We start from the raw sequence: 11,543 nt of genomic DNA on the forward strand, positions 1-11,543 counted from the left end.
CGTCAGGGGACAGGCCAATGACGGACGTGGACGGTATCTTCGGCTGCCGGGGGATCGGGATTTCCTTCGGCAACCGGGCGATCCTGAAGAATGTGTCTCTCGCTGTATCCCCCGGCGAGGTGCTTGGTCTTGTCGGCCCGAACGGGGCCGGCAAGACCTCTTTGTTCGAAATTCTCTGCGGGCGCTATACGGCGACCGCGGGGCAGGTGTTCATGGAGGGCCGCGACATCACCGCCATGGCGGTGCATGACCGTGCCCGCGCCGGTCTGGCGCGCACCTATCAAAGCCCGGTGGTGCCGGGCGCGCTGACCATCGGCGAGACGCTGCGGGCGGCGCGCTATGCCTACCGGCCTTTCAAGACAAGGATGGAGGCGGAATGGGCCTGCCATCTGGCCAACCTGCGCCAGCCCTGGGACCGGCTGGCGGGCAGTCTGGACACCTTCGACCGGCGCAAGCTGCTTCTCGCCTGCCTTCTGATGCGCAAGCCCAAGGTGCTCTTGCTGGACGAGCCGGCCTCGGGTCTCATCAATTCGGAAATCGACGAGCTTGATCTCATCATCCGCCGGCTGGTGGATGAATACGGCATCGCCGCCATCCTGATCGAGCACCGGCTGGAGCTTTTGTCCGCCATCGCTGACCGCGCGGTTGTGCTGGACATGGGCGAGGTGATCGCCACAGGCACCCCGCGCGAGGTCTTTGAAAACCCGCGGGTTCTGGCCGCCTATTTCGAGGAGCCGGCGCATGGCTGAAGTGTTGAAGATCACCGGGCTGACTGCCGGCTATGGCCCCTTGCGCGTGCTGCATGAGATCGACTTCAGGGTCTTGGAAGGCGAGCGGGTGGGGCTGGTCGGCCTCAACGGCCACGGCAAGACTACGCTGTTTCGGGCGATTTCCAGCCTTGTCGGCTGGCAGTCGGGGTCGATCCTGCTGCATGGCCGCGAAATCGGCGGCAGCCGGTCTGCCGGGCCGGGGCGCAAGACGCCCGCCATCGTGCGCGCCGGGTTGGCGATGACACCGCAGGGCGACGCGATCTTTCCCGGCCTGACCGTGGCGCAACATCTCGACTGCGGGGCCTATACGGTGAAGGCGTGGCGCGACCGCAAGGCGCGGCGTGAGATGGTGTTCGACATCTTCCCGCCCTTGCGCAAGCTGGAACATGCCTTGGTCGGCCGGCTTTCGGGCGGCGAGCGGCGGATGGTCTCGGTCGGCCGGGCGCTGATGGTGGAGGCGTCGCTTTACCTCATCGACGAGCCGTCGCTGGGCTTGGCGCCGAAGATCAGCGCCTCGGTGATCGAGGCGCTTTTCGCCCTGCCGAAAGACGGCCGCGCCATGGTGATCGCCGAACAGAACGTCGCGCTTCTGTCAGGAAAGGTCGACCGCATGGTCGGCATGCACGCCGGCCGCATCCGCGGCGACGTTGGCCATGTGAGTTTGTACTGATGGATATCTTCGTCACCCTCGTCCACGGGCTGAACCTTGCCGCGATTTACGGGCTGATGGCCATTGGCATTTCGCTTTTGTGGTCGTCGATCGGCATGATCAACATGGCCCATGGCGCGACCTTTGCGGTGTCGGGCTATGCTGCGTGGTTCATGGCCGATCTGATGAAGCCGGTCCTTCTGGCCGCCTTTGGCAAGGGCTTTGTCGGCACCGCCGCCATGGCCGGCATCACGCTGACGACCGGGGCGGCGATGGGGGCGCTCTTTGGCGCGCTGATCTATGCGCTGGCCTTCCTGCCCATTCATGACAAGCCGAACTTTCCGGTCCGCAGCCTGATCGTGACCTTGGCGATCAACCTCGCCACGGTGCAACTGCTGCTGTGGTATTTCGGACCCAAGCAGAAAAACCTGCCGAAGATCTTCGGCACCGGCAAGCTGGACCTTGGCCCGCTGTCGGCCCGCTATGACCAGATCGGCGCGATTGTGGCGACGGCGGCGATCCTTGGGCTGGTGCTGACGTGGCTCAGGGTTTCCCGCAAGGGGCTGGAAATCCGCGCCATGATGCAAAACCCCGAAGGCGCGGTCTTGTCCGGCATTTCGGTGCGCTGGACGGCGCTGCCCGTCACCATGCTGACCGGGGCCTTGGCAGGGCTTGCGGCGGTTCTCCTGTCGCAAACTATCTTCGTCTCGCCCACCTCGGGCACCATGCCGCTCATCAAGGGGCTGACCATCGCGCTGCTGGGCGGCCTCGGATCGGTGCCCGGCGCGGTCGCCGGCGCAGTCATCATCGGCTTTCTCGAAGCCATCGTCGGCGCCGTGCCCTTCCTTGGCCAGCGCTATGTGCTGTTCGCCACCTTCGTCTTCATCATCACCGTCCTCATCCTCCGCCCGCGCGGGATTGGTGGCCTTCTGGACGAGGCCCGCAAATGACCGAAAAGAAGTTCTACGAAATCGGCCAGCGCCCCTCCGAGGTCATCCTGCATCCGGCGGGGGATGCGCCCCTGCATCGCCGCCGCCTGCCCTTCACCCGGCGGCACTGGTTCAAATGGCGGTCACGCCTGAACGCCAAGACGCTGGAGCAGGAGCGGATGCTGGCCGACAAGCGCCCGCTGTGGTGGGCGCTGGGGCTGCTGGCGCTGGCGCTTGCCGCGCCCTTCCTGTCGAACCCGATGCTGACCATCGCCGCGATCTTCTGCATCTTTTCCGCGATCAACGTGCTTTGGACGCTCATCATCGGCACGGCGGGGATCTTCAGCCTTGCCACCTTGGCCATCGTCGGCATCGGCGCCTATGTGTCGGCCGCGCTGAACGTCTATCTCGGCCTGCCCTGGCCCTTGATGTTCGTGGCGGGCGGGCTGGCCGGGCTGGTGATCGGCGGCTTTCTCGCCTTGCCCTCGACCCGTCTGGATGGGCTTTACTATGCCCTCCTGACCATGGGCTTTGCCGAGATCTGCCGGGTGTTCGTCCAGCAGTTGAAGCCCCTCGGCCCGCAAAACGGCTCGATCAACAACGTCGCCAGCTTCATCCCCTCCGACTGGCAATTGCAAAGGCCGGGGCTGCTTCTGGGCTTTGCCGGGGCCTTCGTGATCCTGCTGCTGGCACTGCTGACCTTCCGGGTCGTCAATTCCGAACGGCTGGGGATGCTCCTGCAAACCGCGCGCGAGGATGAGGCCTTTGCCGAGGCGACCGGCATCGACTATCGCCGGGCGCGGCTGCATGTGTTCCTGATCTCGTCCGCGGGGCTGGGGGTGATCGGCGCGTTCTATGCGCAGTTCTACGGCTCGATCTCGCCGCAGGTGTTCTCGCTGGACCAGCTCATGCTCTTGTTTGCGATGATCGTCATCGGCGGGCTGGGGCGCAGCGAGGGCGCGGTGATCGGCACCGCCATCGTCGTGCTGATCGACAAGGGGTTTCTGAACCTGGGCCCGATCCGCATCCTTCTGGTCGCCGCCATCATGCTGGGCGTGACCTTGTTCCTTCACAACGGCCTTGCCGGCGCGCGCGAGCAATTTCGCGGCTGGCGCCGCCGCAAACAATCCGAGGCGCGCGCGCGCCGCACCGAAAAGGGGGGTGAGGTCATGCCCGAAGAAGCCATCGAAATCGCCGACAAGCAGGAAATCTACTATCGCCGGTTCCAGAAACGCCTGCGCGACCGGCTGAAGGCGCTCATCACGCCCGAGCTGATCGAGGAACACCGCCAGAACCCGCTTGGCCATCACTCCGACGCCTTGTCCCGCGTGCTGAACCACTTCCGCCGCGCCGAGGTGGCCGACAAATACGCCATCATGCGCCAGCCCGAGGCCTTTCACGCCTACAAGATCGTCGCCTTCTCCGGCACCCGCGGCGCCCCGCCCCGGCTGGTCGACGACCGCACCTACCATGACATCAACGAGGCCTATCACGCGGTCTTCCTGCTCCGCGTCAATGACCTGATGGAAGCCTGACCCATGACCAATACCCGGATTTTCGGCTATGCCGACCCTTTGGCCGCCCGCGCCGGCAGCCGCGTGGATTTCATGATTTCGGTCGAGGGCCGCGACGAGGTGGAGGCGCGGCTGGTTCGGGTGATCCATGGCGATGAAAACCCCGAGGGGCCGGGCTATCTGGAAGAAGCGGTCGATATTGACCTGCCGAAGGTGCTGAAGGTGAAGCGGCAGTTCACGCAAGTCGGCAGCTTCGCCCGCGCCGATGACCCCGAGGGGCGGCTGGACGGGCTGCAAAACTTCACGCTCTTTGCCCATGTCTTCCCGACCTTGCCCAAGGCCGAGCGCCAGCAGGTTCTGGGCCGCTGGGACATCGAAGGCTCCAGGGGGTTCGGTCTGGGTATTGACCCCGACGGCCATGTGGCGATGTGGCTGGGCGACGGCGCGGGGGTGGACGAGATCCGCACCGAGATCACGCTGGTGCCGCGCTGCTGGTATTTCGTCGCCGCCTCCTATGACGCGGCCAGCAAGGAAGCGCAGCTTCACGTCATCAACTGCGTGAGCCAGTGGAACAGCCGGATTTCCACCGTCGTCCCGTTCGAGGCCGACAGCTGGATCAAGGAGACCTTGCGCCATGGTCCGGGGGCGACAGCAGGGGCGGCGAGTTTCAAGCTGGCCTCCGCCACCGCCTGCAACCCGGTGCGCGGCCATTACGGCGCCTTCCTGTTCAACGGCAAGATTGACCGTTCTGGCGTCTACAGCCGCCCGCTGTCCCGCGCCGAGGTGATGGCGCTGGCCAAGGGCGATGCACCGGCGAAAGACGGGCTTCTGGCCTATTGGGACCCGACGGCGAACCTTGCGCGCGAGGGCGTCGGCGACACCATTCCTGACACTGGCCCGCATGGCCTGCACATGCAGGGCATCAACCGCCCGGTGCGCTGCATGACCGGCTTCAACTGGCGGGGCGAGGAAAGCTATCGGCTTGCCCCGGAAACCTTCGGCGGCGTGCATTACCACGACGACGCGATGACCGATTGTGCCTGGGACGTGACCCATTCGCTGACGCTTCCCGATGACCTGAAATCCGGGGTCTATTGCCTGAAGGTGTCGGGCGGCGGCGGCGAGGATTCCATTCCCTTCATCGTGCGGCCCAAGACGTCCAAGGCGAAACTCGCCTTCCTCTTGCCGACCTTCACCTATCTCGCCTATGGCAACGAACACCTGTCCTACGAGGCGCCGATCGCGCAGGCCATCACCGCCCATACCCCGGTGATCGTGGCGGAAGACCTTGAATACAAGAAGCTCGAGGAATTCGGCCTTTCGACCTATGACCATCACACCGACGGGGCCGGCTGCTGCTATTCGTCGTGGAAACGCCCGATCATCACCCTGCGCCCGCGCTACCGGCTGCCGGCGATGAACTTCCCTTGGGCGCTGCCGGCGGATCTCTCGCTGGTCTGGTGGCTGGAGCATGCGGGATATGACTATGACCTCATCACCGACCATGACCTGCACGCCGAAGGGCTGGACTGCCTGAAGCCTTATACTTGCGTGATGAACGGCACTCATCCTGAGTATTACTCGGAGGAGATGATGGACGCGACCGAGGCCTATCTGCGGCAGGGCGGGCGGGTGATGTATCTCGGCGGCAATGGCTATTACTGGGTCACCGGCACGCGGTCCGGTGATCCCGCCTGCATCGAGGTGCGCAAGCTCGATTCTGGCAGCCGCGCCTGGCAGGCCGAACCGGGCGAGGGCTATCTGGCCTCCACCGGCCAGCGCTCGGGCCTGTGGCGCAACCGCGGCCGCGCGCCGCAAAAGATCGTCGGTCTTGGCTTCACCACCGAAGGCATGGATGCCTCGGAACCCTTCGAGCGCATGCCCGACAGCTTCCACCGCCGGGTGTCGTGGATCTTTGACGGCTTGGGCGACGAGGACCTGATCGGCGATTTCGGCCTTGCCGGCGGCGGCGCGGGCGGGATCGAACTGGACCGCTATGACCTGGGCCTTGGCACGCCACCGCATACGATGCTGATGGCCTCGACCATCGGGCATTCCGACAACTACCCCCTCGTCAGCGAGGAAGTCACCTATGCCTTCCCCGGTCGCGGCGGCACGCAGGATGCGCAGGTGCGCGGCGACATGATCTATTTCACCACGCCCCGGCACGGCGCCTGCTTTGCCGCCGGCTCGATCGCCTGGTCCCAGGCCCTGCCCTGCAAGGACGGCGAAAACAACGTGGCCCGAATCATGCGGAACGTGCTCAATGCGTTCTTGAAGGAAGGGGATCTGCCGGGGGCGGCCTACAAGGGCGACGAAAAGCTCTGGCGGTAAGCGCGCGCGATCGGGGAGGGCGCATGGGCCTTGGCATCGCCAGCTTCTCTCGGTTCGTCACCGAGATGAACGACCGCACCCGCGAGGAAGATGCGGAAGGGCTGGCGCGCTGGGCGGTGGCCGAACTGTCGCAGACGATCGGCTTTGATGCCGCCTGGTATGGCTGGGCCAAGCTGCGCCCCGAAGGGGTGGAGGTCTACGCCAACGCCACGCTGAACCTGCCGGATGGCTTTTACGACTACTGGCGGACCATGTCGGATCAGGACCTGCTGGCGCGCTACATGATCGAAAACCCCGGCAAAGTGGCGATCTATGACCGCAAGCAGCCGCGCCAGACCGACGGCATGGCAAGCCTGTCGGATCAATTCGGGCTGAACCGGATGACCACGGCGATGAACGGGCATTACGGCGACTATGCCTCGTTCTACATCTCGTCCTACCGGGTGGGCGCGCAGGCCAGAAACTGGTCCGAGACCGAGCGCGACTATCTGCAATGCGCGGTGGATCAGCTGTCGTCGGCCATGAAACTGACCTCGGCCGAACCGGGCCGGCCTGACCGGCCCGGCACGGTGACCATTCTCGCCTCGGAAAACGGCATCGGCCTTTTGGGTCTGACCGCCCTTCGCGCCCAGTTCGGCGAGATCTGGCCGCGCTGGACCGGCGATCACCTGCCCGAACAACTGGCCCGGCTGATCGGCACGCCCGGCACCCACATCCTGCCAGACCGCGATCTGGTGGTGACGGTCGAGACCACCCCGCGCTTTCAGGGCATGGGCCTGCGCCGCCTGACCCTGCGTCGCCTGACGCGAATCGACATGCTGACTCCGCGTGAGCGCGAGGTGGCGCGCGCGCTGTCGGATGGACACAGCCACAAGGAGGTCGCCCGGCTTCTGGGGCTGGCGCCGGCAACGGTCCGGAACCAGACGCAATCCATCTACCACAAGCTTGGCATCGACAACCGCGCCAGCCTTTCGGCCATGCTGAACCAGCCCTCCTGACCCTTTGCCCTGCGACAAACCCGCAGGGCGAGGAGGCGGCGTCAGGCCGCCTTGCGCCGCGCTCCTTCGGGCGCGAGCAAGAGCCGCGCCTCATGCGCTTTCAGGATCAGCCTTGCCGCGTGATATTTCTCCGGGTCGGCAGCATCCGGCATCGTGGCGAAAATCTTGAACAGCTCGTCCCGCGCAGCTGCCTCCAATCCGCCGATGTTGCGCGCCGCGGGTTGGAAGCTCTCGCTCCAGACCCCGTCGGCCATAATCACCTCGTGGTGGTCGAACATCAGGTGGATATAGGTCACCTCCTGCACCATGGCCTGCAGGATTCCCGGCTGATCGGCCATGTGCAGCGCCCGCACCAACACTTCTTCGGCGCCGAAATACAGCGCCGCCCGCGGACCTTCGACCAGCATGCAATGCTGGCGCGACACCATCATGTCGCGGGCCGGCAGGTTCGGCCCGAGCGCCCCCTTGCGGAACAGGATCGGCTGCAGGCCCGCATCCGCCTGCAGGTCGGCCGTGTCAAAGCTGCGGCGGCCGACCCAGCGGATCGGCTGCAAGCCGCGGTCCCGGGTCAGAACCAGATCGCCCGGGCGCAGTGTCTCGATCGCGCGCGCGCCCGTCGCGGTTTCCACCAGGGCGCCGGGTGTGAAGCAGGCGATGCCGGTCTCGATCCCCGAAAAGGTCAGCGTGCCGATGGTGTTGCCGAAAGCGTCAAGGAACTGGACCACCCCCGACATCGGATCGAGCGGGTCGCGGATGATGAGGTAGGGGCCGGCGCTGGACAGGTCCAGCACGTCATTGTCCCCCGCCCCGCCGACGATGGTGTCGCCAACCCCGCCGACAAAGGTGTCAGACCCGGTTCCGCCGACCAACAGGTCATTGCCGGCGCCGCCGCTGAGCAGGTCATTGCCGGCCCCGCCTTCCAGGAGATCGTTGCCGTCGCCGCCGCCAAGCGTATCGTTGCCGGCCCCGCCATAGCCGCTGTCATTGCCGGTACCGCCGTCGATCAGGTCCTCGCCGGCCCCGCCGTCAAGGCTGTCATTGCCGGCGCCGCCGTAGACGGCGTCATTGCCCTCGCCACCAGAAGCGCTGTCATTGCCCGCGCCGCCATAGACGGAATCATTGCCGTCGTCGCCGCTCAGCGCGTCATCGCCGGCGCGGCCATCCATATAGTCGTTGCCACCGCCGCCAAAGAAGACGTTGGTATAGACGTCGCCGGAAAGGCCTTCGTTGTCGAAGCCAAGCAACGTGTCGTCAAAGGCCGACCCGAAGACGCCATCGACCCCGGACAGCACGTCTCCGGTGGCATGACCGCCCGAGGCGCTGTTGCTGGCAAGGTTGATCGAGACCGCCGCGTCGGACTCGCGGTAGTCGAGATAGTCCATCCCCTGACCACCGGCCAGCGTGTCGCGCCCCGCGCCGCCCGCCAGCGTGTCATCGCCCTGATCGCCGGACAGGTAGTCATTGCCCAACCCGCCCGACAGCACGTTGTTGCCGGTCGAACCATAAAGCGAGTCGTTGTAGATCGAGCCGAAGATGTTCTCGACCGCGACCAGCGTGTCGCCCGCCGCCGTGCCACCCGACCCGGCGCCGGTGGCAAGGTTGACGTTCACCGCCGCGGTGGACTCGGCATAGTCGACCGCATCGACCCCTGCCCCGCCGTCCAGCCGGTCCGATCCGCTGCCGCCCTGCAACAGGTCATTGTCATCGCCGCCATAAAGGCTGTCGGCGCCGGCGCCGCCGTAAAGGCTGTCGGCGCCGGCATTGCCGGTCAGGCTGTTGCTGCCGGCATCCCCCGTCATGAGATCGGCAAAGTTCGAGCCCAGAATGCTTTCGATCTGGCTCAGCACATCGCCGGCCGCATCACCTCCAGAGGCGCTGCCGGTCGCGAGGTCAATCGTGACCGCCGCGCCCGAGGCAGAATAGTCCACGCTGTCCGTGCCAAGGCCGCCGATCAGCGTGTCGGCACCGCCGCCGCCCGCCATCACGTCATTGCCGGCGCCGCCGTCGATCAGGTTTGCGCCGCCGTCGCCGGTCAGCGTATCGGCATAGGCCGAGCCGATCAGGTTCTCGATTTCGACAAGCACGTCGCCGGCCGCATGGCCGCCGCTGCCAAGCCCCGTCGCCAGGTTGACATCGACGCCGGCGTTCGAGGCGGCATAGCTCGCCACATCCAGACCATCGCCGCCATAAAGCGAATCCGCATTGCCGGTGCCGCCGATCAGCGTGTCATCGCCCGCACCACCATAGACGGCATCGGAACCATTCCCGCCATTCAGCGAGTCGTTGCCTTCAAGACCATAAAGCGTATCGGCCTGATTGCCGCCCGTGATGGTATTGCTGCCCGATGTGCCCGTATATGTGGCCACGTCCGGTTATCCTGCTCTGCCGTCCCGCCGTGGTCTTTGCCCGGTCGGGATCATTTCGTTTCTCCCGCCGATCCGGCGGAAGTTGCCTCTGGCTGTTGTGACACCGGGGAATTGAGGCAAATTCAAGGCAAATCGGGCAACAATGGCGAATTTGTCGCCATTGCGTGACCAAAATCCCGCGCAGATCAGTCGGTTGCCGGCGTTTACCGGCTGTTAACCCTGCGCCGGGCAGACTGGGTCGATGAACCGGAATCTCCTTGCCCTTACGCTTCTTCTTGCCGGCTGCGGCGCCCAGCCCGCGCCGGAATTCCTTGCCGCCCGACGCGCCGATGTCAGCCGCGACGGGCGGGCCTACACGGTCTTTTTCACCGACCGGCGGGTCGAGGTGATCCGCCTCGGCCATGCGTCCGGCGGCCAGCATCAGGCGATCCGCGCCACGATGATCGCGCTGATCCCCGAGGTGACGGGCTGCAAGCTGGTGGAAAGCACGCTGCAGGGCGACAGCGGCGAGATGCGGGGCTCGATCCGTTGCTAGCGGCGCAGGAACAGCTCCCACAGCGCCCAGGCCGTTGCCCCGGCGAAGACCACGCCCCAGCCGGGGCTTCCCATGGTGAAATCCACAACCGCCATCGTCCCCGGCACGGCAACGGTCACGGCCCGCACCCAAGGTTTCGCAAAGAACGGGTGGTCGCGGTCGAAGAACCGGGGCTTGACGGCGCCCGGCTTCGGCGCTTCGGGCTTCGGGGTTTCGGGCTTGGGCGGTTTGGTCATGCGCGGGCTCCTTTGCCACCAAGATAGGCATAGCGGTAGGCAAGGGCCACCCCGCCCGCGCCGCCAAGGATATTGCCAAGCGTCACCCAGAACAGGTTGCCCAGCGCCGCGCCCAGGGGGATCTCGGCCCCCGCCAGCGCGCCAAGCGGCAGAAAGAACATGTTGGCGATGGAATGCTCCAGCCCCAGGACGACAAAGGCGCTGATCGGCCAAAGGATAGCCAGAATCTTGCCGGTGGTGTCGCGGGCCGAAAAGGTCAGCCAGACCGCAAGGCAGACGAGCGCATTGCACAGCGCGCCCTTGACCAGCCAGGGCAGCGCCGAGCCGGCCGCCTTGGCTGTGGCCACACTGGCGGCGGCTTCGCCCATCGGCGCCTCCAGCAGGCCCGAGAGCGCAAAGGCCCCGGCCAGCCCGACCGCGCCCACCAGATTGCCCAAATAGACCACGCCCCAGTTGCGCAGAAGCGCGGTCAGAGTGATCTTGCCGTCAACGGCTGCCATCACCATCAGCGCGTTGCCGGTGAACAGCTCTGCCCCCCCGACGATGACAAGGATCAGCCCCAGCGCAAAGACCAGCCCACCCAAAAGCCGCAAAGGCCCGAATCCCGGATCGGCCCCGGTCATCACCATCAGCCAGGCCGCAGCGCCGAAGCCGATGAATGCCCCGGCCAGCACCGCCAGCGTGAACATCTGCCCCAGGGGCAGATGCGCCTTGGCCACCCCCGCCCCTTCGATCAGCGCAGCAATCTCGGCGGGTTTGTAGGCGTCGTGGTCGTTCGGCATCGCATCCTCCGCTGACTTGCGCGATCATGGCACGGGCGGCGCGGAAACGGGATGATTTATCGCAAGAGACGTGCCAGACTGGCCCGAGGAGGGCCCATCATGTCACAGAAATCCTTGGCAATCTCGCCCGGCTTTGCCGGGCAAACCGTTATCACCACCTTCGAGATGACCCCCGCCACCGCGCATGACCTGATGGAGCGGCTGCATGCCGCCTATGACGAGGTGATCCGCCATCAGCCGGGATTCATCTCGGCAGCGCTTCACATGAACGACGCGATGACGCGGATCTGCAATTACTCGCAATGGAAGCGGCGCGAGGATTATCAGGCCATGCTGCGCAGCCCGGAAATGCGCGAAAGGAACCGCGTCATCAACACGCTCTGCCGCGGGTTCGAGCCGGTGATGTATGAGGCGATGGAGGTTCTGTAGG

11 protein-coding genes are annotated in these 11,543 nt (G+C 65.6%); 8 read left to right on the forward strand and 3 right to left on the reverse strand.

All coding sequences use genetic code 11. The features are described 5' to 3' along the window. Positions 1 to 17 precede the first annotated feature (17 nt). The 6 genes from G4Z14_RS09305 to G4Z14_RS09330 are packed head-to-tail and all read left to right on the forward strand — an operon-like array spanning position 18 to position 7,194. On the forward strand, positions 18 to 749 hold the full coding sequence (locus G4Z14_RS09305; protein WP_164624993.1) for an ABC transporter ATP-binding protein: 732 nt from the start codon (positions 18 to 20) through the stop codon (positions 747 to 749). Further along, a complete protein-coding gene (locus tag G4Z14_RS09310) occupies positions 742 to 1,440 on the forward strand; it encodes an ABC transporter ATP-binding protein (RefSeq protein ID WP_164624994.1) in 699 nt (232 codons plus the stop codon). The genes G4Z14_RS09305 and G4Z14_RS09310 overlap by 8 nt, the downstream gene beginning before the upstream one ends. Further along, positions 1,440 to 2,369 carry a branched-chain amino acid ABC transporter permease gene (locus G4Z14_RS09315; RefSeq protein WP_164624996.1) on the forward strand — a complete coding sequence of 310 codons (930 nt, stop codon included), beginning with the start codon at positions 1,440 to 1,442 and terminating at the stop codon, positions 2,367 to 2,369. The genes G4Z14_RS09310 and G4Z14_RS09315 overlap by 1 nt, the downstream gene beginning before the upstream one ends. Further along, entirely contained in the window at positions 2,366 to 3,883 is a 1,518-nt protein-coding gene (locus tag G4Z14_RS09320) for a branched-chain amino acid ABC transporter permease (RefSeq protein WP_164624998.1), read from the forward strand. The genes G4Z14_RS09315 and G4Z14_RS09320 overlap by 4 nt, the downstream gene beginning before the upstream one ends. Positions 3,884 to 3,886: 3 nt before the next feature. After that, on the forward strand, positions 3,887 to 6,196 hold the full coding sequence (locus G4Z14_RS09325; protein WP_164625000.1) for a LamG domain-containing protein: 2,310 nt from the start codon (positions 3,887 to 3,889) through the stop codon (positions 6,194 to 6,196). A 23-nt stretch (positions 6,197 to 6,219) separates the two neighbouring features. Beyond that, complete coding sequence (locus tag G4Z14_RS09330; protein WP_164625002.1) at positions 6,220 to 7,194, forward strand: response regulator transcription factor; 975 nt, start codon at positions 6,220 to 6,222, stop codon at positions 7,192 to 7,194. 41 nt (positions 7,195 to 7,235) lie between these two features. Here the strand turns inward: G4Z14_RS09330 and G4Z14_RS19170 are convergent, their stop codons facing one another. After that, on the reverse strand, positions 7,236 to 9,560 hold the full coding sequence (locus tag G4Z14_RS19170) for a Hint domain-containing protein (protein ID WP_164625004.1): 2,325 nt from the start codon (positions 9,558 to 9,560) through the stop codon (positions 7,236 to 7,238). Between the two features lie 241 nt (positions 9,561 to 9,801). On the opposite strand from G4Z14_RS19170, the gene G4Z14_RS09340 reads away from it, so the two are divergent. Beyond that, a complete protein-coding gene (locus G4Z14_RS09340; RefSeq protein WP_164625005.1) occupies positions 9,802 to 10,095 on the forward strand; it encodes a hypothetical protein in 294 nt (97 codons plus the stop codon). Here G4Z14_RS09340 and G4Z14_RS09345 read toward each other — a convergent pair. Together G4Z14_RS09345 and G4Z14_RS09350 are read right to left on the reverse strand one after the other, a co-directional pair. Next, positions 10,092 to 10,331 (reverse strand): hypothetical protein, encoded by a 240-nt coding sequence (locus G4Z14_RS09345; protein ID WP_164625007.1) that lies wholly within the window; start codon positions 10,329 to 10,331, stop codon positions 10,092 to 10,094. The two genes, G4Z14_RS09340 and G4Z14_RS09345, sit on opposite strands and share 4 nt — an antisense overlap. Beyond that, the gene (locus G4Z14_RS09350) at positions 10,328 to 11,113 is read right to left on the reverse strand and encodes a formate/nitrite transporter family protein (protein ID WP_164625008.1); all 786 of its coding nucleotides are present in this window, start codon (positions 11,111 to 11,113) and stop codon (positions 10,328 to 10,330) included. Before G4Z14_RS09350 ends, G4Z14_RS09345 begins: the two co-directional genes overlap by 4 nt. Positions 11,114 to 11,212: 99 nt before the next feature. Between G4Z14_RS09350 and G4Z14_RS09355 the strand changes: the two genes are divergently transcribed. After that, positions 11,213 to 11,542 (forward strand): antibiotic biosynthesis monooxygenase family protein, encoded by a 330-nt coding sequence (locus G4Z14_RS09355; RefSeq protein WP_164625010.1) that lies wholly within the window; start codon positions 11,213 to 11,215, stop codon positions 11,540 to 11,542. The last annotated feature ends 1 nt before the right edge of the window (position 11,543 follow it).

The organism is Tabrizicola oligotrophica (genome assembly GCF_011008935.1).
Lineage (GTDB): Bacteria > Pseudomonadota > Alphaproteobacteria > Rhodobacterales > Rhodobacteraceae > Tabrizicola_A > Tabrizicola_A oligotrophica.